Below are 24,720 nucleotides of genomic sequence, written 5' to 3' on the forward strand. Positions count from 1 at the left end.
ACTTTTTAAGTTTGTATGGCTTAGTTGAGGGTTAATCACAGAGCATTTTTGGAGATTATAAATGTAAGGTTGTGCGAACGTGCGCTCGCTTGAATATGGTAAACTAGTAGGTAAAGAGAGCATATGAAGGAGAGATGAATAATGACGGCAATATCCTTCCTGCACTGCGCGGATCTCCATTTAGACAGACCTTTTTCCGGTGCCAATCGACTTCCAAATTCTTTGCACGAGTTTGTAAGAGATAGTGCTTATCGTTCGCTAAGGCGCATTGTTGATCTTGCACTATCTAATAAAGTCGATTTTGTCCTTTTTGCAGGGGATTTATTTGATACAAGCTATAGAAGTCTTAAGGCGCAGATGACACTTTTAAAAGAATTACAGAGATTGCATGATGCCGGAATTAATAGCTATTTGTCACATGGAAATCATGATGCGCTTGATGGAGAATGGGTAAATTTAACATGGCCAGAAAGTAGTTACTTCTTCCCGAGCAATGTAGAAGCGATTCCATTTGAGCGAAATGGCAAAAGACTTGCTCATATTCACGGCTTTAGTTATCCGTCACGTCATGTAAATGAAAAGATGATCGATCAATATAATAGATTGGAGGAAAAAACTTTCCAAATAGGGATGCTTCATGGAAATCTTGAGGGACAGACAGAGCACTCTTCATACGCTCCGTTTTCTCTCAATGAATTAGTGGAAAAAGGTTTTGATTACTGGGCTCTTGGTCATATCCATCAGCGAGCACAGCTTTTAGAAGAGCCTCCTGTGATCTATCCCGGAAACATACAAGGTGCACATAGGAAGGAAACAGGAGTTAAAGGATGCTATCTTGTAACGTTAAGCGAAGCATCTTCATACACCTCTTTTCATCAAACATCTGATGTTACATGGCACCGACAAGCTATCGATTTGGGGCAATATGAAACAATGCAAGGTCTTTTGCAGGCTTGTGAGGAGCTTTTGGATCAAGATACCTATGCTTCTGGAGGGCATTTAATAGAAATTGAGCTTATTGGCATTAGTCACTTACATACGCAACTACTTCAAGAAGATCAGCTAGAGGATCTTCTTCAGGCGCTTCAATTAAACCGAGATATGGAAGAGAATAATTTTGTTTGGCCGTATAAATTCTCTTTGAAATCAAAGCCTGCATGGGATCGAGAAGTCTTAAAACAACAAGATGGGTTTATGCAGGACATTCTTGTTACTTCAGATAATTATGTGAACAATCATTTTCAAGAAGCGCTGGCACCTTTATTTGAACACAGGCGAGCGAGAAAAGCGCTTGAGTCTATTGACAATCAAGATCAGCTGATGAAAGAAGCTGAGGAACTGTTGCTTTCATACCTGATTGAGAATAATGGAGGTGATGTTAAGTGAAGCTTCTCGAATTGCACATTTATAGCTTTGGCAAATTTGAAGATTATCAAATGACGGATATCTCTTCTAATATACAACTTGTTTACGGTGAAAATGAAGCTGGTAAATCGACTCTTATTGCTTTCATTGAATCGATTTTGTTTGGGTTTCCTTCGCGTCAGGATGAAAGTTATGAATTGAATCATCATAGTCGGTTTGGTGGAACGCTCACATTAGAGAGCAATAGTGAAACGATAATTGTTGAACGAACGAAAGGGAAGGCTTCAGGTGATGTTACGATTTATTTCCCTGATGGATCAACCGGTAATGAAGAAGAATTAAAGTTACTTTTAAAAGGGATGAATCGAACTAGCTTCCGACAAATTTTCTTTTGCAATCTCACAACTCTTAATGACTATCGAAGTTATGATGAAGACGGATGGAACCAAGTTCTATATGAGGCAGGTATGAGTGGAGGGGCATCTCTGTTAGCAGTTGATAAGGCATTTGATAAGCGACAGGGAGAGCTTTTCAAACCTGGTGGTAGAAAGCCTCTTTTAAACGAGGAACTTGAAAATTGGGAGAAGTTGAAGAAAAAAACAAGTGAATGGGCGAAAAAGAACGGAGAATACAATCGGTTAGTTCAAAATAAACAGGAACTGGAAGGTCAGGTTACTGAGCAAACTGAACGATTAGAGCTCTTGCATAACGAACGTCGGATACTTGAAAGGGAAAAGCGGGTATTCCCCCTTTTAAAGGAAAAGCGTAGATTAGAGAGTCTTCTTAACAAACTTCCAGAATTTAAACCATTCCCAGAAGATGGATTAATCAGAATGGATAAGTGGAAAGAACAAGCCGTTCTTCTATCTGGAGAATCAGAAAGTATGATGAAAAGACTTCAAAAAATGAAAGAAGAAATTGATAGCTATGAAGTCATGTCAGAATGGAAAGTGTTTCTACAAGACGTTTCATACTGGAATGAACAAATGGTGCTGTTTCGAGCAAGATCAGAAGAACGGAAAGAACTTGAACGTGAAATGGTTTCTCTCGATTCAATCCTTGAAGAAGAATTAGAGAGTCTTGGATTAGTAAAAGAAGATGTTATTCAGGTGAACACTAGCTTTACAGCGAGAGAAGAACTGAAGCTACTTATTGAAGATTACAATCGATCTGATCAGGAGTATCGCTATATAAATGAAGCTTTCCTGTCAGCACGAGATGAACTGGAGAAAGAAGAGAGCGAATACGAGTTGCTAAAGGCAAGGCTTTTGTCTGAAAGCGAAAGAGAGAAGATCAGTAATAAAAAAGGATCAAGAGGAAAACAGAAATGGCAGGGCGGGATGGTCATTGGCGCGGTACTCCTTTTTCTTGGATTAGGTCTATATGAAAGCTGGGTTCTTGGAGCGGTAGCATCAGCTATAGCCCTTATAGGCGCTTTTCTAATGACTCTTACGAAGGAGAATAACCATGGGAGCGATCATGAGTTACTTATCCAGGATCTTGAGCTCAGAAGGAGAGTTGAGCAAGCCAAAGACCAGATTGATCGCTTAAATCGTATTTATATAAAAGCTGCTAAAAACGTAGATCGCTGGGAAGCAGAACGATATCAAATTGAGAGTGCTATTAAAAAATGGAGGTCATCCAATACATTTCCAGAGAGCATTCCCCTTCATTCAGTAATGGATGCAGTTGATCGAATTACTTCCATTAAAAAGCGTCAACAGAATTATGATCATATGCAGAGACAACTAGTAGAACTTGACTACAGTTTAAAGGTAGTTGAAGATGGAATTAAGAAATTATGTGATGATACGAACATTTCCTATTATCATGCTGAAAATGCAATGCAGTTTTTGCTTCAGAAAGCAGATGCAGAGCGTGAAGCAATACGAGAAATTGAAAAGCTAAGTGATCAATACCAATCCCTTGAATCGCAACTAGCTGACATTAACGAAAAGCTTATATCATGCAAAAATGAAATGAAAGATTTAATGAGTATGGCAAAAACGGATACGGAAGAAGCTTTCAGAGTGAAAGGAAATGCCCAAAAGGAAGCAAAAGTACTGATGAATCAACTTGTAACCATTGATTCACAGTTAGAGGAATCGGATCTAGTAACAGAACGTTCATCAATAGATGAAATAGAGAACGAACTCATTGCCATTGAGCGTGAAGAAGGTTCTCTCATGAAAAAACAACAGGAAACCTACCAGCATATAGCTACCGAACAGGAGCGAATTCATCTATTAATAGAAGATGGGACCTATGAAGACCTTTTGTTACAGCAAAAGCAAAAGGAAGACGAAATGAACGCTCTAGCGTGGAAGTGGTCGGTGTTTAAAGTGGCATCTGACCTCTTAACAAAGGCAAAGGCACGTTATCAAGAAGAGCGTCTTCCTGCTGTTCTAAAAAGAGCAGAAAACTATTTCACATCTATCACAGAAGGGCGCTATACTGCCATTTTCCCTCCTACTGAAGGTATGGGTTTTCGTGTGATGCATTGCGAAGGAAAAGGATACAAGCCCTCTGAGCTTAGCAGGGGAACTGTTGAGCAGCTATACCTTTGCATTCGACTTGCTCTTGCTTCTATATCAGCTATACGATTACCAATTTTCCTGGACGATATTTTTGTGAATTTTGATGCAAAACGAACAGAGAAAGCGAAAGAATTTATAAAGAAGTTTTCTCTAGATCATCAGGTGATTTTATTAACTTGTCATATGGACACGACCAGGGGTCTAGAAGAGAATATTCATGTTCTAGAGCGTACGCCATTCTCTACAAAAAAGGTACAATAACATGAGGTGAGTTTATGGAAGAAACCTATAAAGTGCATTTGGTCGAAGATGAAGAAAATCTAGTGCAAATACTTAAAACATATATGGAGAAAGAAGGATTTCAGGTAAAAACTTTTATGAGTGGTGAAGAGGCTATGGAGAGTATTCATGAGTCTTGCCATCTTTGGATTCTTGATATAATGTTGCCCGGAATAGACGGTTATGAATTATTAAAGAAAATTAAAGCAGAGGACGACGTTCCGGTCATCTTTATATCTGCAAGAGATGAAGATCTTGATCGCATTGTAGGTCTTGAATTAGGAAGCGATGATTACATTGCTAAACCTTTCATGCCAAGAGAACTAATCATTCGAGCTAAAAAGCTTTTGAATAGAGTGTATCACCAACCTTCACAAAAGCGATTTGAAATTGTTGAATATGAAATTGATCCAATAGCACGTAAAGTACTGGATCGTGGTGAACCTGTTGAATTAACAACGAAGGAAATGGATTTAATTCTATACCTTGTGGAGCATGTGAATCAAACACTGTCGAGAGAACAAATATTAGTTCATGTTTGGGGCGACGATTATGTTGGGTCCGATCGTGCTGTCGATGATGTCATTAGACGAGTCCGCAAAAAGATGCCACGAATGAACCTTGAAACATCTTACGGACTTGGTTATCGGTTAATTACATGATTCGTCTTAACTTAACGAAACGGATCTGGTTATCGTTCATGATCCTTGTTCTACTCGTTGGGGTAGTTATTGCAGTAATCTATCCACTATCTATTAAGGGAACCTTGACTGAAGAAACGTATCAAATTATTGAGAGTGAACAGCAGAGGTATACCTTTCCAGATCAAGATGGGCCACTTCCCCCCCAAACTGATGAAGATTTTATTGAACGAAGAGACGCTGAGCGTTCAGTAGGTCACACGTTAATTACAAGGTTATATAGTGGACCGCTACAGGGAGATCCTATACCTGATGAAGTAATCATTGAAATGCGTAAAAATGCACTAAATCAAGAAAAGGATAAATCCCGGTATGAATTAACCTATAATGATCAAGCGTCCCTTTTTTATGTTATCTCTAAAGTTGACGTAAATGGACAGGAAGCCTATTTTATATCATATATGTGGGATACGTACCGCGACCAGATGATTGATCGTCTATGGTGGAGATTAATTATTATTCTTCTATTCGCTTTGCTATTAAGTCTATTCCCTGCAGCATGGATTGCAAGGTATTTACGAAGACCCCTAACTGTTCTTGGGGAACGGTTTGAACAAATAGCAAACCGTAACTGGAAAGAGCCATTTCGCTGGGAGGGTGATGAAGAATTTCAGAAGCTTTCCAATCAGTTTGAGTTGATGAGACAGAATTTAATGCGGTATGACAAAGCTCAGAAGACATTTATCCAACATGCTTCACATGAATTAAAAACCCCGATTATGGTTATCAAAAGCTACGCCCAATCAATTAAAGATGGCGTAATGCCAGATTCACTTGATAATACGATGACGATTATTCTAAATGAATCCGATCGAATGGATCAACGGGTAAAGGCAATGCTAACGTATATTAAATTGGATTCCATTGATGAACCTGAAGGTAACTTTGAAACCTTTCGATTTGGAGTTCTAGCAGAGGAAATTCGTGAGCGATTTATGTACCAGCGAGAAGATGTGATGTTTACGATATCTGGTGAAGATATTGAAATTACCGCCATACGCGAACAAATGCTAACGGCCATGGACAACCTTGTTCAAAATGCATTACGGTATGCTAGTAGCAAAATAGAACTAACTGCTATTCAAAGAGATCATCAGGTAAGAGTTGAGGTTTACAATGACGGTGAACAAATTTCTTTCGAAACAGTAGAGAAAGAGCGTCTATTTGAACCCTTCCAAAAAGGGGATAAAGGGCAATTTGGAATAGGCCTTGCTATTGTGAAGAAAATTGCAGAGCGTCATGAAGGTTCAGCAGAAGTAACGAATTTAAAAGATGGAGTGGTGTTTTCAATCATTATCCCAAGTGAAATTAAGAAATAAAGTAATGGTCCTATCATAAATGGAGGCTGTGCTATACTAGGTAGATAGATTTTGCCGCGGAGGTGGAAAGATGAAGGAATTTAAAGGAATCGGTCATTATCGTGTTGGTGATCAGGTTGATCACTACTTATTAATAAAATCATCAGTTAAAGGTGTGGCCAGCAACGGAAAGCCTTTCTTAACGTTAATACTTCAAGATAAGTCAGGTGACATTGAAGCGAAGCTTTGGGATGCATCTTCTGATGATGAGGAAAGCTTCGATGCGCAACAAATTATTAAAGTAAAAGGTGATGTAACGAACTATAGAGGGCGCAACCAGCTTCGAATTAAGACAATTAGGCTGGCTACAGATATGGATCAAGTTAAAGTTAGTGATTTCGTAGAATCTGCTCCGCTTGAAATAAATGAAATCATGGAGAAGATCACGCAATATGTATTTGAAATGCGCAATCCAAATATTCAGCGAATCACACGACATCTTGTTAAAAAGCATCAGAATGAATTTCTCACTTATCCTGCAGCAACAAAGAATCATCACGAGTTCGTATCGGGATTATCTTACCATGTTGTATCCATGCTTGATATTGCTAAATCTCTTTCCGCTCTCTATCCATCGTTAGATACAGACTTGCTTTATGGAGGCATTATTCTGCATGATCTTGGAAAAGTTGTTGAGCTATCCGGTTCAATTGCTGCAAGCTATACGAATGAAGGGAAGCTCCTCGGTCACATTTCAATTATGGTAAACGAGATTGGACAAGCTGCGAAAGAATTAGAAATTGAAGGAGAAGAAGTGATGCTTCTTCAACACCTCATTCTAAGTCACCATGGGAAAGCAGAGTGGGGAAGTCCGAAGCCCCCTATGATCCGTGAAGCAGAAATCCTTCATATGATTGATAACATAGATGCCAAAATGAATATGCTTGATCGTGCTCTTGATAAAGTAGAACCAGGTGAATTCACTGATCGAGTATTCGCTCTTGATAATCGCTCATTCTACAAGCCACAGATGGAAGCTTTAAAAGGCGAAAGCTAAAAGAGGCAGGCGAACGAAAGAGAAACGAGCTAAAGAGCCGTTTCTCTTTTTTTTGCGCCTTTTTAATTACCGGGGGTTAACATATGAGGATAAAAGATTGGGATCGGAACTTAAAGATTCGATTGTTTGGTGAAGGAATGATGAATGTTCTTTTCTGGATGTTCTTTCCCTTCATGGCGATATATTTTTCTGATTCATTTGGAAAGGGAATGGCAGGTCTTCTTCTTGTACTTTCTCAAGTAATTGCAGTTGTTGCTAATCTTGTTGGTGGTTATTGTGCAGATCAATATGGAAGAAAACGAATGATGTTTGTTTCTGCAATAGGACAAGGAATAACGTTTATTGTATTCGCGCTTGCTAATTCTCCATGGTTTGACTCTCCGATGCTAACATTTATTAGCTTCTCAATACTTGGGGTTTTTGGATCATTATATTGGCCAGCAAGTCATGCAATGGTAGCAGACGTCGTAGAAGAAAAAGATCGAAATACCGTTTTTGCTGTATTTTATACAGCACTCAATATATCAGTTGTGGCTGGACCAATTCTTGGTGGAATTTTTTTCTTTCAACACCGGTTTGAATTACTATTACTAGCGGCACTCGTAAGTTTTGGTGTCAGTGCTCTAATTGGAGTGTTTATTCGAGAAACAGCTCCCGATAAGATGCAAAAGAAACTCGTTTCTGAGTCTTCCACAAAGTGGACAAGCTTTATTTGGGATCAGCTTAGGGACTACAGGATTATTGTGCAGGATAAAGTTTTTCTTTTATTTATTCTTGCAGGAATTCTTGTAGCTCAAACGTTCATGCAGCTAGACTTGTTAATCGCTGTCTATCTAAGTGAAGCAGTACCAGAACAACCTGTGCTATCATTATTCAATTTCAATATTAGTGCTGATGGAAACCGTATTTTCAGCTGGCTTATTTCAGAAAATGGACTATTAGTCGCTTTACTAACTGTATATATGACAACAAAAATGAGCAGGTATAAGGAGCGAAATGTCTTTATCGCTTCATGTCTAATTTATGCTTTAAGTATGGTTATGTTTGGTCATACGAATCACGTGTGGATGCTTGCAATAGCAATGTTTGTTTTCACTTTGGGAGAGCTCATGGTTGTTGGTATTCAAGAAGGGTTTGTGTCAAGACTTGCACCTGAGCACATGCGCGGTCAATATTTCGCTGCTGGAAGCCTTCGTTTTACAATTGGAAGGACACTAGCACCAGCAGCGATACCAATGACAGCATTAATAGGTTTTCAAATGACTTTTTATCTCATTAGTATACTCGCTGTAGGTGCAGCGTTAATCTACGGTGTAATGTTTAAGCTTCGTAGTCAACAGGAGGTAAATCAAATTCCATCCGAAATGTAACCTGAGGCATAATCCCCTCTATTCTTTCATACAGTGTAGTAATCAAATGAGCTTGTACGAGAGTAGGAAAGGAAGTGGCTTGCGTTGAGGAAAGGTGTTCTTATTATACTTGGCTTTCTATTTATCCTTAGTGTTCTTCAGCTTACTGAGATTTCTTCGACTTTATCTGGCTTTTTCTCCAGTTTCCCATGGTGGCTTTATTTTGTATTAGCAGGAATTATTTACAGCGGCTATAAAACAATGCAACTGACAGCAGAAGAGAGAAAAGTAGACCAGATTCATATTGAAGAAGAAGGCCGTGTTTATGTCGAGAGAATGGAAGATGAGCGTAAACGAAGGAAGCAAGCTACCGATAATTAATAAAAAAACGAAAGGGCGCAAAGGCCCTTTCGTTTTTTAAATTATTCTTTGGAATCTTTGTTAGCATCTGATTCTTCTTCAGCAGCTTCTTTCTCAAAGAGATCTTTGAATTGATCGTCCTTCACTTTAATGTCAGAGTCCTGGATTAGCTTATCAATGACAGTTGGAACGTCTTTTGCATTTTGTAACATATATTGCTCTTCAACTTGATCTTTAGCTTCTTTAAATGGTTTAACCGTTTTACTCTTTAGCTTAATGATGTGATAGCCGAATTGTGATTGCACGATATCACTAACTTCGCCTTCTTTTAGAGCGAATGCTGCTTCTTCGAATTCAGCTACCATGTCACCCTTTTTGAAGATACCAAGTTCTCCGCCATTTTCAGCTGAACCGTCTTTAGAGTATTCCTTCGCAAGCTTCGCAAAGTCACCGCCATCTTCAAGCTTCTTTTGAACTTCTTTAGCTGTTTTCTCATCATCTACAAGAATGTGACTTGCTTCTAATTCAGTAAAGAGATTTTTGTTATTCTCATAGAAATCTTTTAGCTTTTCATCAGTTACTTCAACACCTTCAGTAGCAGCTTTCTGAGCGAGAAGCTGTTTGCGTACATCTACTTTAAACTGTTCAAGATCTTTGTATCCATTAGATTGTAGTGCTTGTTCTAGCTGTTCGTCTGTTTCGAAATTTTCCTTAATCTTCTCGAGTTCCGCATCTACTTCTTTATCAGAAACGTCATATTTATCTTCAAGAATTTTAGTTTGTACTAAATCGCTTAATACGGCCTCACCGGATTGGTCTTTCATTGCTTGATAGAATTCTTCTTTGGTTACATCGCCAGCACTTGTCTCTACAACGACTTCTGAGTTATCAGCAGAATCATTACTGCATGCAGAGATAGCTAGCATTGCAATCAAAACTGAAAGCATAATGAACATTTTTTTCATCAAAGATACACTCCTAAAGGGTTAGTTATATTTAATCTGTTTGTGATACAGTTAATACTATAGCATAGAAAGATATGGTAAGTTAAATTGATTTGGAAATATGAGAAAAATTACATAAAAGAGGCAAAATTTACGGAAATTGATAAAATTATGTGCGGAGCAGGTTATCATACTGCGACAAATGGACTATCTTACTAAAAAGCTGTAAATATTGTTGTATTGTAATAAGAGTAGTGGTTGATTTTCCCCCGATCCCTTAGGCGCTCCAATCAACTTTGATGTGAGAATTACTTTACACAAAAACTCCTTTAAAATGGCTCTTTCTAAAAGGTTGTGATTTTGAGATTATCATTGTATAAAACACCACTCTTAGCTAATTGGAGCGGAAGGATGCTCGACTCCTGCGGGATTAGCGGGACAGGTGAGACCCCACAGGCGCAATGTTTTTGTGCGCCGAGGAGGCTCACCGCCCGCCCCGCGGAAAGCGAGCATCCTGGAGCGGAAATTAACTCACTCTTATAGCGACAATTTCTACGAAAAAAAGATGAGGCATGATTGCCTCATCTTTTAGGTCAGCTGCTAAGTGAAAAGAACTTCTACATATGAAGAAATTAGCAAAATGGTAATAAGAACATTAATCGTTCTAAATACATTAGGTTGTTTTTCCTCAGGTATATTTTTCTTTAAGCAAAGAGCATTTGTCATGGAATTAAATGTTACTAGAATGAACGTTGCAAATAGGATGAAGAAAATTCCAATAATAGTCATGTAAGAACCTCCCAGAGTCCATTTCGAAAATTCGAAGAATATATAACGATTTACTTTAACTAAACTCTCTATCCGTAGTATGATGGAGAATATTCGTCCCACAAGGAGCTGTTAGAAATGTTTAAAAACCGATGGAAGACGGCCTTTATTCTTCTTTTCGCTACTGTCATCCTCATATTGGCGGGAGTAATAGGATTCTATCAATACTATTTTCCTGAAAGTGAAATTGCCAAACTCTCAAACGAGAGAAACAAGGAAGAATCTTTTGAAACGACATTTTCCATACAGATGAAGAAAGATGAACTAAATGAAACGATCAATCGAGAGCTTGAGAAGTATAGTCAAAAGCAAGAGAACATTGGATATAGTGTTAACCTCAATGAACTTGCTACCTTTCAAGGCTACGTGACGATATTTGATCGAAAGGTTGATTTCTTTTTGAAATTTGAGCCACAGGTTCAACCGAACGGTGATCTTTTGTTAAAAGAAAAATCCTTTCAAATTGGCCTTTTAGAGCTCCCAAGTGATAAAGTTCTCTCATTTATAAAAAAACAGGCCTCACTTCCGCCTGAAATAACAATTGATTCAGATAAAGGGACAATCTACATAGCTGTAAGCGATCTAGAGCTAAAGAATGATATGAAGCTTAAAGCTCGATCATTCGATCTTCCAAACGATAAAATCATATTTGATGCCTACTATCCTATTAAGTAGTTCGTTGTCCTAATGTTATTATGAAGGAAGTCTTATGAGAATTCAATACTGACGACTGTGTCCCAAATACAAAAGAACAGAGCGCTGATCTTCAGCGCTCTGTTCTCTTGTTATCTAAAATCATACTATCGTTTTTACGAAGCTTGTTTAATGAGGATGTGAAATCCTTCACTTCGATCTTCTACATATGCATTTTTAGGTGCGCGTAGCACTTGAGAAGCATATAGAAAATCACTGAAGCTAAAACCAAGGTTAATAGCAGCTAAGATCGAGAAGAACGAAACATATGTTGGCATATATATTGATGCCGAAATAGCAGCAGCAGTAATAATAACTGCTGGGGAAAGAGCGGCAATCAAAAAGAGATTGCGTGAAATTGGACTGCACGTTTCACATCGCATCATTGGTACCATAGTGCCTTTTTCGAACTTCATCGTTGCTTTCAATCCGGCTAATGTTAAAGGAAGCCAGTGAATAATCTTATGAATAGGGAAAAGGACAGCTAAGGAACCTAGAAACGGTAATATAGGTACAATCGCATGTTTTGTTGTCGGGTATAACAAACTAAATACAAGATAAAATGCAATAAAGTATAATAGTGTTAATAGCATAGAGAAAATAGTTAATCGATGTGTTCCAAATTCGCGATTTAGGTAAATCGATTTCCAACAATTCATAAGAGTCACCTGCTTCCGTAGCTTTCTTCTAAGTTTGTTTTAATATTGAATACTCGTATACTGTACAGCGATTTGGTAAAGAAATCAACACGTTTTTTTGTAAAGAAATTAGTCAAAATCTTTTTGACAAAAACAGCGCTTTTTCGCACTGGATTAGTCTGGAAAATACATTTCAATTTAGACCCTATTCCGTTAAACTATAAGTACAATTGATCGCAAAGTAAGGAGTTAAGTTGAGAATGGAAGCCATCCACAAACGATTAGACAAAATTGAATTTCATATGCGCTTACTTGCTAAGATGAAAGAGGAAGGTGAGTACCCATTTTATCGTATGGTTATCGAACAGGGGCTTACAGAAGAAGAATTAATAGAAGTGTATAAACTATGCGCAGAAGTCAACAAAAAAATGCATGAACAAGTGGAGGAGGGGCTTCTTAACCGATCCTCATTGCTCACGCATTTTGTAGGGATGTTGAATATTAAACTGGACCCACTTGCAGCAATTAAAGCTTTAAAAGCTCAGGAAAAGCTTTATCAGGAGCTTATGGAGACCCTTTTAAAAGTATCACCTTATCGCTAAAGTGATGATGAGCGATTCTCAACACCTTGTTCAGTGAGTTCTTTTGAGAATTCACTTTCAAGCTTGGTGAACGATTTCTGGAAGATTTCCATAAAGTCTTCACCGTAGAGACTTTTTATGACACACATCATTTCTGTGAACTCAGGGAACTTGCCGTATAGCTCACGTAATGGCATGGATGCTTTCAAGACGCTATCTCGATTCGGAGAATAATGTTTCCATGTTTCCTGGAGAAGTCTCTCCCCCTTTTCAGTTAGCTGTACATATGTATTGCGTTTATCGTTTTCTTTTTTTGAAAAGGTTAGAAGGGACCGTGACTCTAGCTTTTTTGAAAAGTTAAAAGCTGTTGAAACATGCATAACACCGAACTTAGCGATATCAGAAATTGAAGAACCGTCAAGGTGATAAGCAATTGAAAGAATATGATGCTCGTTAATATTCAAATCAAATGGCTTAAGCCACTCTTGCCAGTCGCGTTCAACGGATTTCCAAAGTGCTTTGCTTAGTTGTCCAATTCTGTGGCTGAAAATCATTGCTTCTTGAATAGATATATCCTGTTTTTCTTTCATAAGTTCCTCCTTTACCTCTATCATCTCTTAAGCTATATTAGAATATTGTTGTCCATCTGAAAAAAAAGCCGGCTATTTCGGAGCCGGGCTGTTTACTTCATCCTTAACCGTTTCAATGGTTTTCTGCATTTCTTCAACATCATCTTTTAATCTGGTAAGATTTGGCTTTATATCCTCCTGATAAGAGGCAATTGAACGTTTAAGGTCAGCTGCAACCTCTTGTATCACTTCTTTACCCTCTGAAGATAACTGTTTTACTTGAGCAGTTAATTCATTTAGGTCCTGTTTAAGCCTTGTAAAACCTTCCTTTATATCATCGCTTTTATCTTTTGCGTCAGCGATTACTTCTTTGCCTGATTTTGGTGTTGTTAAAAGTACAGAGGCAGCGGAAACGATTCCACCAAAAACAAACCCTGTTAGTAATGTTTTAGCTTTTCCCATGGAGCTCATCCTTTCCTATCCAATCTATCTAGTAATACATCGACTTATTAGACAATAGTTCGCCACGTACGTGTAAATTCCTTCTTTTCGTTGTAACTCATTTCAAGCGATGGAGGTAAAAAAACATAAGCCGCTTATCAATCCCAAACTCCATAAGGGTATGAAAATAGGTGTATTCACATATACCTTGTAGTATACGTTATGGCAAAAAGGAGAGGGACGGATATGGCTGGATTTATCTTCATTCTAATAGTTGTAGGTAGTTTACTACTTACGGCAATGATAAGTAGGTTATTGCTCATAAGAAAATATTCGTTTCATAATGAGCAAATGATTCGAAAGCAAAAAAGTGCATATTTGTTCGGAACGTGTGCGATTGTCTTTCTAGTTCTTGGCGTATCGATGGCAATGCTTCTTTTTTAACAGTCATTTATTATTTTCCCCACGGATTTCACTTCACAAACATAGAAAATTTAGTGTATTTGGTTAGAAACACGCTCTAATGAGGTATCTTATAGAGAGAAGGGTAACGAAGGAGCGTGTGAAAATGAATCGAATGGTTAAGAGCGTATTTAAACGTATGACAAAAAAAGCTGTATCTGTTGTAAAAGATAAAGATCAACTTAATGAGATTTCAGTTGACTCATTGAAAAAGGGAGCTCTATACAAAGGTAGAAAAGGCATGGATGAAATGTGGGTTGATGTGAAAACATTCTCGAGGCTTGTACAGGAAGTGAGAAAGGGCAGTTATCGAGATATTTCAAAGAAGTCTGTGATTATGATAGTGGGTGCATTGCTCTATTTTATTAGCCCAATTGATGCTGTACCCGATCTTTTAGCAGGAGTGGGATTGCTTGACGATGTTGCAGTTATTGGATTTGTTGCAAGTCAGTTGAAGCAGGAGTTAGAAAAGTTTCGCGAGTGGGAAACAGGGATTAGAATATAAGAAAACCGGCCATTTAAGGCCGGTTTTCTTATGTTTATTTAATAAGCAAAACTTGTTCGTTTAAGGATGGATTGTACAACAGGGTAGATTAGTACAATAGCTATGGTGTTTACTGCAGCAGTTGGAAGAACTACAGTTAAGAATAATCCTGTAAATGCAGCGCCGCCAGGAAGTCCTGTGAATACAAGTGCTGCTCCAAGGAATATCGCTCCGCTAATCATGGTACCAATTGCAGTTAGTACACCAGCAGTAATTAATGACTGACCAAAGCGCTGAACAAGTAGATAAAGTCCGAAAAAGGCAAAAGCAGTAATCGGCTTATCAATTATGTTAGCAAGTTGTCCACCTGGAAATGTAGTTGTTGCAGCTGAAATTACGCCAGTTGCAAGACCAAGTACGAGTACACTTTTACGTTCAGGAAACAATAGAATCCCAAGAAACATCATTGTAAGAAGCATATCGTTTTTCATTCCAGATATAAGACCAGGTATGATGGCGTGAAGAATTGTGCCAATCCCAAGTAGTAAAGCCATTAATACTAAATTTTTCGTTTTCATTAAAAATCTCTCCTCTTCTCATCTCATTCTCCGCCAAAAGACGGTGTTCTCTCCACCAGTGCGCTATTTGCCTGCTGCGAAAGAACTAGTTTTAATTATAATAACAAACGATTACCTAATTTTAAAGTGTTAAATATTGTGTTTGTGATGGAATGTGTGCATAAAGTCGCATAGTGCTTGGACTGATTCAATCGGTACAGCGTTGTATAGTGAAGCTCGACAGCCGCCAACTGAACGGTGTCCCTTCAGACCAACAAAACCTTCTTCCTCTGCTTCCTTAAGAAATAATTCTTCGAGTTCTTTTCCAGGAAGCCTGAATGTAACATTCATGGATGAACGGCTTTGTTTTTCAGCTGTTCCGTGGTAAAAACCTTTGCTTCCATCAATAGTATTGTAGAGAAGGTTTGTTTTTTCTGCGTTCATTTTTTCAATTGCTTGAATACCACCTTTCTTCTTCGTCCACTGAAGTACAAGTGAGAGCATATAAATGGCGAAAGATGGTGGTGTATTATAAAGAGACTTTTTATCAACATGTGTCCGGTAGTCTAGCATAGTTGGAAGGTTGTCTGGAACGTTCTTAAGCATGTCTTTCTTTAGTATTACCACTGTGACACCAGCAGGACCAAGGTTCTTCTGAGCGCCAGCATAAATAAGACTAAATTGGTTAATAGGAAGAGAGCGACTTAGAATATCACTCGACATATCGGCAATGAAATTTGACTGAGAATTTTCTGGAAATCCTTTCCACTGAGTACCGTGGATCGTGTTGTTGGAAGTGAGGTGAACGTAAGCGTCACGATTACTATACTTAATCGTATCCATATCAGGAATGCTACGGAAATCATTGTCTTTACTGCTGCTGCCAATGAATGTATGCCCTACTTTCTCTGCTTCATTTAGTGCTTTCTGGGACCAGCTTCCAGTAATAAGATAGTTACCTTGCTTACCTTCAGTGAGAAAGTTCATAGGGATCATTGAGAACTGTAGGCTTGCTCCACCCTGTAGAAAAAGCACCTCATAATCATCTGGTATGTTTAATAATTCTCTTAACAGTTCGTTCGCTCCGTCATGAATCTTCTGGTATTCTTTGCTGCGGTGACTGAATTCCATGATCGACATGCCAAGTTGCTGATAGCTGAGAAGCTCTGATTGAGCGTGGTCCAGCACTTCCTGAGGTAATGCTGAAGGACCAGCGTTGAAATTATAACGACGTTCCACTAGTAGACACTCCTTTAGCGATGTAATGCGACTTGATTTTACTTGTCATTATCCTATCATTAAAAGAATCAACGTTGCTATGTTTTTTTCTATTCTTTTTGAATATTTAGCATTTGCTCTTATTGCAAATTTTGCTATTCTTGTAGAATCGAATGAACAGAAAGTGGTGTATTGAAGAATGTATCGAGAAAACAAGCCAACACTTATTGGGCCTTATGATCATCCAGATATTTATCCCGGTCCAAGACCTTCTTCCTCTTTTCTCTACCATAAAGGGAAAGCGCATCGAATCGAGGAGAAAGAAAATGTACCTGTTGAGAAGCAGATCGTTCATTATGCAAGAGGAGAAGATGTTTCAGGCTCATTGGCATTCTCTTCTTCTGAGCAATATACGGTAGAGGAGTTAGTAAGGAAGGAAGGTTTGACTCCAATTGAAGATCGAATTCCATTGCTAGCATACGGGTCGAATGTGTGTCTTGCACAGTTAAGATACAAATTTAGCCTAAACCCAGATTTAAATGATTTCATTCTGTATTATCGTGCAGAAATTACGGATACTGACGTTGTAGCGGGATCATTTCTTGCGCCTTATGGAGCTCTTCCTGCTGTGATTGCTCCAGTAAAAGGAGCTAAAACAGAGGTCTGGGTAACATTCGTTGATCGGGAACAGCTAGAATTGTTAAATCGTACTGAAGGCAGTTATGTTCTTAGGGAACACCAAAACGGGAAGTTAACGCTTAAAACAGGAGAGCATTTCGAACGAGTCTATGCATATTACTATCCCCATGCCTATCTTAGACAAGGTTCATTTGTTCGATTTATGGATATACCAGGGGAGTCGAAGCTTCCTTCTATGTGGCAGGCTGACTTGTTAAATGAGTTGAAATCATTGATAGGTTACGGTGGACATCGAGAAGAATTTATTCATGAATTAAGATGGAATGGTAGTTTGCGAAAGAAAATGACGAGGATGTTAAAGGATTTAGATGAAACGTTTGATCATCCAGATTGGATCGAACCAAATGGATTTCATACGTTAAAAAATATGACGCGATCACAAAGAAAAAGGAGACCTTAATGGGTCTCCTTTTCACTGATATTGCGAACGAACACCCTCTGCAAGACGCTGTAATGTATCAGCATCATAATCATTTTCATGTGTTTTCCATACCGCACCAAATCCATCTCCCTTACCGTAACGAGGGATCAAGTGTAGGTGATAATGGAACACTGACTGACCTGCGATAACTTCATTATTATTTAGAATGTTCATGCCTTGAGGTGCGAAATTCGCTTTCAAAGCATTAGCAATTTCAGGTACAGCAGCAAAGAGCTTTGATGCTGTTTCAGGTTCGAGTTCGTAGATGTTTTGTTGGTGTTTTTTCGGAATGACAAGGGTGTGTCCTTCCGTTACTTGTGTAATGTCAAGAAAGGCAAGTACATCATCATTCTCATACACTTTCGCAGAGGGAATGTCTCCGTTAATAATTTTACAGAAAATGCAATCTGGTGAATGGCTCATCATCATCATCCTTTCAATCTTTTTATTTATCGTACCATAATTTTCTATCAGTTAAGACTATTTCACTTTACTAGAAATAATAAATTAGTAGTAAAATACTCTAGAAAACAAAGCAAATGGGCTCTGCCGGGGGTGCAGAGCCCTGAGTGTAACTTATTTCAGGGAAGACGTCACACTCTCTATAAGGATGTTCGCAAATTCATTGATCTATTCAACTATTTTCAAATGTTTTACGAACTTCGATGAGGGTTTCTAGAAACTCCTTCCAAAACACGATAAGATATGGACAGATAGATGAGTCGGAGGGGATAAAAGATGAAGAGAATCAGAATGTCAGCATGTGTCGGTATATTTGTTCTTGGGATCATCTCAGGTTGCGGAAGTGAAGACCACAATGAGACACATATGGTAAATGGGGATATAAGAGAAACGACGGCTGATAAAGACATACTTCCATCATTTCTTGAAAATAAGCAGGATACTGTCAAAATTATATATGCAGAAGTTGCACAAAATAAAGATCTGCTAGAATCCATTCCCTGTTACTGCGGATGTGGGGAAACTGCTGGGCATACAAGCAACTATGATTGTTTTATAAATAATCAGGATGATAGCGAAGTTACGTGGGATGATCATGGTACAAAATGCGGCGTTTGTCTTGATATTGCAGTTCAATCAATGAGTTGGTCTAATGAAGGAAAAACTGTGAAAGAAATTAGAGAACGAATTGATAAAGCGTATAAAGACGGATATGGTACGCCGACGCCAACTCCTGAAGTATAAATCAGTTTAACCCTTACTTCACCCGTCCACAAAAAATTTGTTAAAATAAAGGCAAATGAAGAAATGAGAGGACCTCTATGACAAATTCAATTTTGGAAGTTAGTAATCTTACTGGTGGATACCAGGCGAATAAACCTGTTCTTCACGATCTATCTTTAAACGTAGGACCAAATGAAATTGTAGGATTAATTGGTTTAAATGGTGCAGGAAAGAGTACTAGTATTAAGCATATACTAGGCCTCCTGGATCCAATGGAAGGTAATATTCGTGTAGCAGGAAAAACTTTTTCTGAAGATAAAGATGGCTATCGGAAACAGCTTTCTTATATACCTGAGACCCCGCTATTATATGATGAATTAACCCTATGGGAGCATCTCCAATTAACTGCTCTTGCATATGAGTTAGGTAACGATTGGAAAGATCGGGCTGAAGATCTTTTGAAAGAATTTCGAATGACAAATATGAAAAAATGGTTCCCGGGACATTTCTCTAAAGGAATGAGACAGAAAGTTATGATTATGTGTGCTTTTCTCGTGCGACCTTCTTTATACATTGTCGATGAACCTTTTGTAGGTCTTGATCCGATTGGTATTCAATCTTTTCTTGATACAATGTTACAAGTGAAAGAAGAAGGGGCTGGTGTATTAATGTCCACACACATTCTTTCAACAGCCGAAAGATACTGCGATCGCTTTATTATCCTTCATGACGGGGTAATTGTGATGTCAGGAACACTGAAAGAGCTACGAAACCAAATTGGCCAATCAACTGCTACACTCGACGATATTTATATTGAAGCGACCAGGAGTGGGAAATGATGCAGCTTGATACGTTATGGAAGGAGAGAGCGGGGGCATTTTGGAAAATTGCTCTTCGCTATTTTCGATTAATAGGGAACAGTAGCTTTTTGTTTACCCTCGTTCTGACGTTAATATTTGGAGCGTATTATTACAGTGAATTACTTAAGGTTCTCCCAGAATCGTTCCCAGGCTTAGTCGTTATAACCGGCATCGCAGCAGTTGTACTCGTTCGAACTCCACTTCGTTTCTTCTTATACGAAGCAGATCTTGTTTTTTTGTTGCCGGCTGAAGGTAGGCTAAATGGCTATTTTCGTAAATCCCTTATATATAGCTTTCTGCTCCAGGTATTTACGACAGTCGTAGTGTTAACGATTCTTGCACCTTTATATCAACATGAAACAAACGCAGGTACTGGGTATTACGTTTTTGTTATTGCAGTTTTAATAATTCTAAAAGGTCTAAACGTAATCATGAAATGGTTGGAACTTCACCTACCTGAGCATCGATCAGTAGTCGGGTATATCCTTTTAAGGCTGTTACTTACTATGCTGATTACATACTTATTGCTGATTCAGGCTCAGTGGCTTTATGTCGCTTTTGCAGTAGGATTGATTGTTGGCATTCTGTTCCTTCTGTTTTTACCGCTTCAAAAAAAGTATTCGATAAAGTGGCAGAGGTTACTTTCGGTAGACGAACACCAAAGTATGAAGTTCTACCGAACAGCAAATTTATTTACTGATGTCCCTAAACTAAAGCAGTCTGTTAAGCATAGACGCATGTTAAGTGCTTTTGCAGAAAAAGTTCTTCCCGTGAATACTGTTTATGCAACGCTTTACCAGAAAGCGTTTATCCGCAGCAATGAATATTTTGGTATATATATACGCCTTCTGCTTGTGGGACTAGCCCTTATCGCATTTGTGCCGAGTGAAACAGGTAGAATAATTGGAGCAGCGCTTATCGTCTATTTGACAGCTGTCCAGTTACGCACTCTATACCCTCATTATCAGTCACATGTGATGGTGAAGCTGTATCCGATATCTGACTCGGATCAGGAAAAAGCATATCGGTCTCTTCTAACTCGTCTGCTTGGTACTCAGGCTGCTGCTTTTGCACTTCTTTCACTTATTCTTCACTTTAACTTAGTTGAGTTTATACTGATTGCATTGGCTGGAGCTGCGTCAGTAGTATTTGCTACGGTTAGTAATCGTACGAAGAAATTCACGTTTATGAACTAGCTTTTACTTAAAGAAGGCCAAGAGTGAGGGAGATTTCAATGGGTAATTACCGTAGTGAAATTGAAGAAGAGCTTGAGTCGTGGGAGCGGAAAATGAAGAAAAAGTCTTCGATCGTTTCGCGAACGGCAAAAAACGTACAAAACCGAATAAACAATGTAATTCCTGAACGTGTGCACAAGGTTGTAACAGGAAGCATTAAAACGATGGTGCAGGGCGTTCTTGCTGGGAATACCTATACTGTTAAAGCACCTGTTCAGAATTTGTCGCTTCGTTCAAGGGATACGAAGGCAAAACAATTGATCCAAACATATAAGCGAATTGCCGCGGCTGAAGGGGCAGGGACTGGCGCTGGAGGCATCCTTCTTGGATTAGCAGATTTCCCTTTGCTCCTTTCCATTAAAATCAAATTCCTTTTTGATCTCGCAAGTATTTATGGATATGATGCAAAGCAATTCGAGGAGAGAGTATTTATTCTCTACATCTTTCAATTGGCATTTTCATCTGATCGAACAAGGAAAGAAGTGTATGAACGTATTCAGAATTGGGATCAGTCTTCACTCCATAAACAAATAAGTGAGACATTTAACGAAAAGCATGATTGGAAAGCATTCCAACTTGAATATCGTGATTACATTGATTTTCCTAAGTTACTTCAAATGATTCCAGGTATAGGAGCTATTGTTGGAGCATACGTTAATTATCATTTTATTGACTGGCTTGGTGAAACAGCAATAAATGCCTACCGACAAAGACTCCTTCAAGAAGAATATAAAGAACAATAACATAACGAAAGGCCAGCCGATTCGGCTGGCCTTTCGTTATGTTATTTATTCAAATCGTGCATCGCTTAAAATGCGATCCATTTCTTCCATATGATGTGTTTCATCAGCAATCATGTCATCAAGCTTAACGACTAGTTCAGTAAAACCGAGCTCTTCAGCTTGCTTTTTGCGTTTTTCGTAACGTTCTATAGTATCTTTTTCAGCTGTTCTAGCTTCAATCAGCATTTCTTTCACATCTGTAAGTTGTTTTACCTCTGCAGGTGCTGTTGTTGGCGTACCACCTAACACTTTAATCTTCTCAGCAAGATAGAGAGCGTGCCCTTGTTCATCTGCAATTTCACTTTCAAAGAAAGGTTTTAATGTTTGACGGTATAGTCCAGATACAACTGCCGCATTGTAAGTATACATAATGCTTGCAGCATATTCGTTCGCTAGGTCTACATTAAGTCCATCAATTAATTCTTGTTTCTTGTCTGCCATTAAAAACATCCTTTCTAATTCAAATCAGTTTTGCTTCCACCTTATTTTTACCCTTTGAGTTAATTAATAAAACATAAATACAATAAAACATATCAACACTCTATAGGAGGTTTGACAGATGACTGGAGGGGTAATAATCAATTAAGAAGATCATACTACCATTATATAGGAGGGCTTCACTTGAGTAAGATCGCAGTACTTATGACAAGCATGTTTGAAGATGTAGAATATACAAAACCCGCAGAGCAGTTTAAGAACGCAGGACATTCATTAACCGTGATTAGTCCAGAAGCTGGTCAGGAACTAACAGGAAAACAAGGGGAAGCAAAAGTAACTTCTGACAAAGGAATTGGTGAAGTTAAACCTGAAGAGTTTGACGTACTTTTCATTCCTGGTGGAGTTTCACCAGATGAATTGCGTGCGGACGATCGGTTTGTAGCTTTTACTAAAAAAATGATGTTTATGAATAAGAAAACATTGGTCATTTGTCACGGTCCGCAGCTATTAATTTCTGCAGAAGTTTTAAATGGACGAAACATTACTGGGTTTAAATCAATTCAAACAGATCTTAAATATGCTGGAGCAAATGTATTTGATGAGGAAGTTGTTGTATGCGGAAATCTTGTGAGTAGTAGAAATCCCGATGATCTCCCAGCATTTATTGAGAAATCACTATCTCTTCTAGATAGCTAATTAAAGGAGTGTAATTGATGAGTGAGAAGAACCATCTTGTGAATAAAGACAGTGAGCTTAACGTAAATAAAGTAGATGATACAATCGATCGAATGAGTGAAGAGCGTGTTGATGATATCCTAGCGAATTTCGAAGATTTTAAAGGGTATCTTGCAACGAGAGTTCAAGTTGGTGAAAAGCTAGGACTTAATGAAGAAGCGCTAGCACAGGCTGCTGAGAAAGTAGCTGGATATTTAGCCAAGAAAGAAGAACCAAAGAACAGAGAAGAGAAACTTCTTCAAGAGTTATGGTTGGTTGGAGATAAAGATCAACGCCATCAACTTGCACACCTTCTTGTAAGAATGGTGCAAACAAAAGAGAAGTAAGAAAAAAGCCGCTGCTGGTTCAGCGGCTTTTTTAAAAGATTAGAAAGGGAAAGGCGAGATTGTATGAATAAAAATGAATTTTTCAGTTCATTCCCAGGAGTATTAAAACAAAAAAAAGTATGGTATCCACTTGTACTAAATGCATTTGGCCTTTTAGTTGCTATTATTGCTATTATGTTATTTTCTGAACTAGCGGAAGAAATACTTGAAAAAGAGACGCTTCAATTTGATCATACTATTATTTCAGCCGTAGATTTAATTCGGTCCGATTGGATGCTAAACGCCATGGGAGTGATTACGGAATTAGGGGCAGTATGGTGGATTACAGTCGTTTCAATTCTGACGATTGTCATTCTTTGGTTTAGAAAAAAAGATGTGTGGAGCATTATTTTCTTTCTTGTTGCAGTGATTGCTGGGGGATTCTTAACTAGTGTGTTAAAGCATTTCTTTGCGCGTTCTAGACCTACTGTTGATGCTGCTTACGATGCCGTTGGCTATAGCTTTCCGAGCGGACATGCGATGGGATCCTTTATATTATATGGTTTTATTGGGTACTTAATTATTAGAAGCCAGAGAGGTAGAACAACAAAATGGATAAGTGGACTATTAGTAGGACTTTTCATCCTTTTAATAGGATTTAGCCGAATTTATCTCGGTGTTCATTATCCAAGTGATGTTCTTGCTGGCTATGCAGCAGGTACACTCTGGCTTTTTGTGTGTATCTTTTCTCTAGAATGGGTGATGTGGATCAAACGATCATCCGTAAGCTTTAACTCATTCAGGAAAATGTTCTCCAGTAAGGACAGTTAAATAATCAGGTAGGACTTCGAGAGATGAGGGAGTGGTGTGATGCCGCTCTCCATCACAGTCGATATTCTGTTCAGGTTCAGTTGAAATGCGTAAACTATTCGTTTGAAAATGGATGATACCTTCGTTAAAGCGTGACTCTTTCATGATTTTGGATTGGAAAATAGACCAAAATGTTGAAAGAGATGATTCCTTAATAATTAGAACGTCAAATTTACCGTCCTGAAGGTTGTTTTGCGGGAAAAAGGCTTGAATGCCTCCCGTAAAAGGACCATTTCCAACAATCATCATTACAGCTTCGCCTTCAAAAGACTGTTCATCTGACTCCACTTTAAGGTGAAAAGGCTCAGGATTACTTACTGTCTGAGCTGTACTAATGTAATAGGAAAGTCTTCCTAAAACCTCTTTTGTATCAGAGTTAATGTTCTCTGAAGCCTGAGTAATTAATCCAATTCCCCAAAAGTTTAAAAAATACTCATCATTTGAGCAACCAATATCTATTTTGGAACGTTTGTCTTTGAGCAGTTGTTCTACTGCTTGGAGTGGATTCTGGTTCATACCAATCGCACGTGAAAAATCGTTGGCGGTCCCACCTGGAATTATTCCAAAAGCAGGACGTTTTTCTCTTCGGCATATGGCATTTGCCAGTTCATTAATCGTGCCATCTCCACCAGCACCTATAATGACATCTACCTGATCGGCTACCTGATCGACCAGTTCTGCTCCATGCCCTTTGTAATCTGTTTTATATAGCGTTACTTCATCGAACTTTTCCTGAAGTCGATGGTGAATGGTCTCAATTTGATCAACCATTTTGTCATTCCCCGCTTTGGGATTCAAGATCAATGCTACACGTGTCACTATGATTTCC

Annotated in this window: 29 protein-coding genes; 19 read left to right on the forward strand and 10 right to left on the reverse strand. The window is 38.5% G+C overall.

From position 1 onward, the window contains the following. The first annotated feature begins 141 nt into the window (after positions 1-141). The 7 genes from FBF83_RS15855 (at position 142) to FBF83_RS15885 (ending at position 8,967) form a co-directional block, all read left to right on the forward strand. The gene (locus FBF83_RS15855) at positions 142-1,386 is read left to right on the forward strand and encodes a metallophosphoesterase family protein (protein WP_136948125.1); all 1,245 of its coding nucleotides are present in this window, start codon (positions 142-144) and stop codon (positions 1,384-1,386) included. Further along, positions 1,383-4,163: an ATP-binding protein gene (locus tag FBF83_RS15860; protein ID WP_136948126.1), complete on the forward strand. Its 2,781-nt coding sequence runs from the start codon at positions 1,383-1,385 to the stop codon at positions 4,161-4,163. Before FBF83_RS15855 ends, FBF83_RS15860 begins: the two co-directional genes overlap by 4 nt. A gap of 14 nt (positions 4,164-4,177) precedes the next feature. Further along, positions 4,178-4,843 carry a response regulator transcription factor gene (locus tag FBF83_RS15865; protein WP_136948127.1) on the forward strand — a complete coding sequence of 222 codons (666 nt, stop codon included), beginning with the start codon at positions 4,178-4,180 and terminating at the stop codon, positions 4,841-4,843. After that, positions 4,840-6,201, forward strand: a complete 1,362-nt coding sequence (locus FBF83_RS15870) for a sensor histidine kinase (protein ID WP_136948128.1) — start codon at positions 4,840-4,842, stop codon at positions 6,199-6,201. Before FBF83_RS15865 ends, FBF83_RS15870 begins: the two co-directional genes overlap by 4 nt. Before the next feature lie 70 nt (positions 6,202-6,271). After that, positions 6,272-7,237, forward strand: coding sequence for a 3'-5' exoribonuclease YhaM (yhaM, locus tag FBF83_RS15875; protein WP_136948129.1), 966 nt, complete (start codon positions 6,272-6,274; stop codon positions 7,235-7,237). An 83-nt stretch (positions 7,238-7,320) separates the two neighbouring features. Beyond that, on the forward strand, positions 7,321-8,607 hold the full coding sequence (locus tag FBF83_RS15880) for an MDR family MFS transporter (RefSeq protein WP_136948130.1): 1,287 nt from the start codon (positions 7,321-7,323) through the stop codon (positions 8,605-8,607). 84 nt (positions 8,608-8,691) lie between these two features. Further along, positions 8,692-8,967 carry a sporulation YhaL family protein gene (locus FBF83_RS15885; protein ID WP_276528445.1) on the forward strand — a complete coding sequence of 92 codons (276 nt, stop codon included), beginning with the start codon at positions 8,692-8,694 and terminating at the stop codon, positions 8,965-8,967. Positions 8,968-9,008: 41 nt separating this feature from the next. On the opposite strand, the gene FBF83_RS15890 is transcribed toward FBF83_RS15885, so the two are convergent. Further along, positions 9,009-9,911 (reverse strand): peptidylprolyl isomerase, encoded by a 903-nt coding sequence (locus FBF83_RS15890; protein WP_136948131.1) that lies wholly within the window; start codon positions 9,909-9,911, stop codon positions 9,009-9,011. A 579-nt stretch (positions 9,912-10,490) separates the two neighbouring features. Further along, positions 10,491-10,679, reverse strand: coding sequence for a hypothetical protein (locus tag FBF83_RS15895; RefSeq protein ID WP_211201486.1), 189 nt, complete (start codon positions 10,677-10,679; stop codon positions 10,491-10,493). A 117-nt stretch (positions 10,680-10,796) separates the two neighbouring features. Between FBF83_RS15895 and FBF83_RS15900 the strand changes: the two genes are divergently transcribed. Beyond that, on the forward strand, positions 10,797-11,393 hold the full coding sequence (locus FBF83_RS15900) for a YpmS family protein (RefSeq protein ID WP_136948132.1): 597 nt from the start codon (positions 10,797-10,799) through the stop codon (positions 11,391-11,393). A 134-nt stretch (positions 11,394-11,527) separates the two neighbouring features. On the opposite strand, the gene FBF83_RS15905 is transcribed toward FBF83_RS15900, so the two are convergent. After that, positions 11,528-12,070 (reverse strand): DUF3267 domain-containing protein, encoded by a 543-nt coding sequence (locus FBF83_RS15905; protein ID WP_136948133.1) that lies wholly within the window; start codon positions 12,068-12,070, stop codon positions 11,528-11,530. Between the two features lie 239 nt (positions 12,071-12,309). Here FBF83_RS15905 and FBF83_RS15910 point away from each other — a divergent pair, with 239 nt between their 5' ends. After that, the gene (locus FBF83_RS15910) at positions 12,310-12,651 is read left to right on the forward strand and encodes a DUF1878 family protein (RefSeq protein WP_136948134.1); all 342 of its coding nucleotides are present in this window, start codon (positions 12,310-12,312) and stop codon (positions 12,649-12,651) included. Here FBF83_RS15910 and FBF83_RS15915 read toward each other — a convergent pair. Both FBF83_RS15915 and FBF83_RS15920 read right to left on the reverse strand, forming a co-directional pair. Beyond that, positions 12,648-13,220 (reverse strand): HTH-type transcriptional regulator Hpr, encoded by a 573-nt coding sequence (locus FBF83_RS15915; RefSeq protein ID WP_136948135.1) that lies wholly within the window; start codon positions 13,218-13,220, stop codon positions 12,648-12,650. The genes FBF83_RS15910 and FBF83_RS15915 overlap by 4 nt on opposite strands. 72 nt (positions 13,221-13,292) lie before the next feature. Continuing rightward, positions 13,293-13,661: a YtxH domain-containing protein gene (locus tag FBF83_RS15920; RefSeq protein ID WP_169525545.1), complete on the reverse strand. Its 369-nt coding sequence runs from the start codon at positions 13,659-13,661 to the stop codon at positions 13,293-13,295. Between the two features lie 225 nt (positions 13,662-13,886). Here FBF83_RS15920 and FBF83_RS15925 point away from each other — a divergent pair, with 225 nt between their 5' ends. Together FBF83_RS15925 and FBF83_RS15930 are read left to right on the forward strand one after the other, a co-directional pair. Continuing rightward, positions 13,887-14,084, forward strand: coding sequence for a hypothetical protein (locus FBF83_RS15925; RefSeq protein WP_136948137.1), 198 nt, complete (start codon positions 13,887-13,889; stop codon positions 14,082-14,084). 124 nt (positions 14,085-14,208) lie between these two features. Next, the gene (locus FBF83_RS15930) at positions 14,209-14,607 is read left to right on the forward strand and encodes a YkvA family protein (protein WP_136948138.1); all 399 of its coding nucleotides are present in this window, start codon (positions 14,209-14,211) and stop codon (positions 14,605-14,607) included. A gap of 38 nt (positions 14,608-14,645) precedes the next feature. On the opposite strand, the gene FBF83_RS15935 is transcribed toward FBF83_RS15930, so the two are convergent. After that, complete coding sequence (locus FBF83_RS15935) at positions 14,646-15,164, reverse strand: tryptophan transporter (protein WP_136948139.1); 519 nt, start codon at positions 15,162-15,164, stop codon at positions 14,646-14,648. Between the two features lie 129 nt (positions 15,165-15,293). Beyond that, positions 15,294-16,382 carry a 3-phosphoserine/phosphohydroxythreonine transaminase gene (gene serC / locus FBF83_RS15940; RefSeq protein WP_136948140.1) on the reverse strand — a complete coding sequence of 363 codons (1,089 nt, stop codon included), beginning with the start codon at positions 16,380-16,382 and terminating at the stop codon, positions 15,294-15,296. 178 nt (positions 16,383-16,560) lie between these two features. Between serC and FBF83_RS15945 the strand changes: the two genes are divergently transcribed. Next, positions 16,561-17,460 (forward strand): hypothetical protein, encoded by a 900-nt coding sequence (locus FBF83_RS15945; protein ID WP_136948141.1) that lies wholly within the window; start codon positions 16,561-16,563, stop codon positions 17,458-17,460. A gap of 12 nt (positions 17,461-17,472) precedes the next feature. Here the strand turns inward: FBF83_RS15945 and FBF83_RS15950 are convergent, their stop codons facing one another. Beyond that, the gene (locus FBF83_RS15950) at positions 17,473-17,904 is read right to left on the reverse strand and encodes an HIT family protein (RefSeq protein WP_136948142.1); all 432 of its coding nucleotides are present in this window, start codon (positions 17,902-17,904) and stop codon (positions 17,473-17,475) included. A gap of 315 nt (positions 17,905-18,219) precedes the next feature. Here FBF83_RS15950 and FBF83_RS15955 point away from each other — a divergent pair, with 315 nt between their 5' ends. From FBF83_RS15955 to FBF83_RS15970, 4 genes are all read left to right on the forward strand, one after another. Then, positions 18,220-18,687 (forward strand): PCYCGC motif-containing (lipo)protein, encoded by a 468-nt coding sequence (locus FBF83_RS15955; protein ID WP_136948143.1) that lies wholly within the window; start codon positions 18,220-18,222, stop codon positions 18,685-18,687. A gap of 77 nt (positions 18,688-18,764) precedes the next feature. Further along, positions 18,765-19,505: an ABC transporter ATP-binding protein gene (locus tag FBF83_RS15960; RefSeq protein WP_136948144.1), complete on the forward strand. Its 741-nt coding sequence runs from the start codon at positions 18,765-18,767 to the stop codon at positions 19,503-19,505. Next, positions 19,502-20,722 (forward strand): ABC transporter permease, encoded by a 1,221-nt coding sequence (locus tag FBF83_RS15965; RefSeq protein WP_136948145.1) that lies wholly within the window; start codon positions 19,502-19,504, stop codon positions 20,720-20,722. The genes FBF83_RS15960 and FBF83_RS15965 overlap by 4 nt, the downstream gene beginning before the upstream one ends. Positions 20,723-20,760: 38 nt before the next feature. Then, on the forward strand, positions 20,761-21,504 hold the full coding sequence (locus tag FBF83_RS15970) for an EcsC family protein (RefSeq protein WP_136948146.1): 744 nt from the start codon (positions 20,761-20,763) through the stop codon (positions 21,502-21,504). 45 nt (positions 21,505-21,549) lie between these two features. Here the strand turns inward: FBF83_RS15970 and FBF83_RS15975 are convergent, their stop codons facing one another. Continuing rightward, the gene (locus FBF83_RS15975; protein WP_136948147.1) at positions 21,550-21,984 is read right to left on the reverse strand and encodes a ferritin-like domain-containing protein; all 435 of its coding nucleotides are present in this window, start codon (positions 21,982-21,984) and stop codon (positions 21,550-21,552) included. Positions 21,985-22,164: 180 nt separating this feature from the next. Here FBF83_RS15975 and FBF83_RS15980 point away from each other — a divergent pair, with 180 nt between their 5' ends. The 3 genes from FBF83_RS15980 to FBF83_RS15990 all read left to right on the forward strand — a co-directional run bounded on the left by FBF83_RS15980 (position 22,165) and on the right by FBF83_RS15990 (position 23,852). Further along, positions 22,165-22,677, forward strand: coding sequence for a type 1 glutamine amidotransferase domain-containing protein (locus tag FBF83_RS15980; protein WP_255436190.1), 513 nt, complete (start codon positions 22,165-22,167; stop codon positions 22,675-22,677). 17 nt (positions 22,678-22,694) lie between these two features. Further along, the gene (locus FBF83_RS15985) at positions 22,695-23,042 is read left to right on the forward strand and encodes a DUF3243 domain-containing protein (RefSeq protein WP_136948148.1); all 348 of its coding nucleotides are present in this window, start codon (positions 22,695-22,697) and stop codon (positions 23,040-23,042) included. Between the two features lie 63 nt (positions 23,043-23,105). Then, positions 23,106-23,852, forward strand: a complete 747-nt coding sequence (locus FBF83_RS15990) for a phosphatase PAP2 family protein (protein WP_136948149.1) — start codon at positions 23,106-23,108, stop codon at positions 23,850-23,852. On the opposite strand, the gene FBF83_RS15995 is transcribed toward FBF83_RS15990, so the two are convergent. Next, positions 23,817-24,710 (reverse strand): diacylglycerol/lipid kinase family protein, encoded by an 894-nt coding sequence (locus tag FBF83_RS15995; RefSeq protein WP_136948150.1) that lies wholly within the window; start codon positions 24,708-24,710, stop codon positions 23,817-23,819. The genes FBF83_RS15990 and FBF83_RS15995 overlap by 36 nt on opposite strands. Between the last annotated feature and the right edge of the window lie 10 nt (positions 24,711-24,720).

Source organism: Guptibacillus hwajinpoensis, from assembly GCF_005144865.1.
Taxonomy (GTDB): Bacteria; Bacillota; Bacilli; order Bacillales; family Guptibacillaceae; genus Guptibacillus; species Guptibacillus hwajinpoensis_A.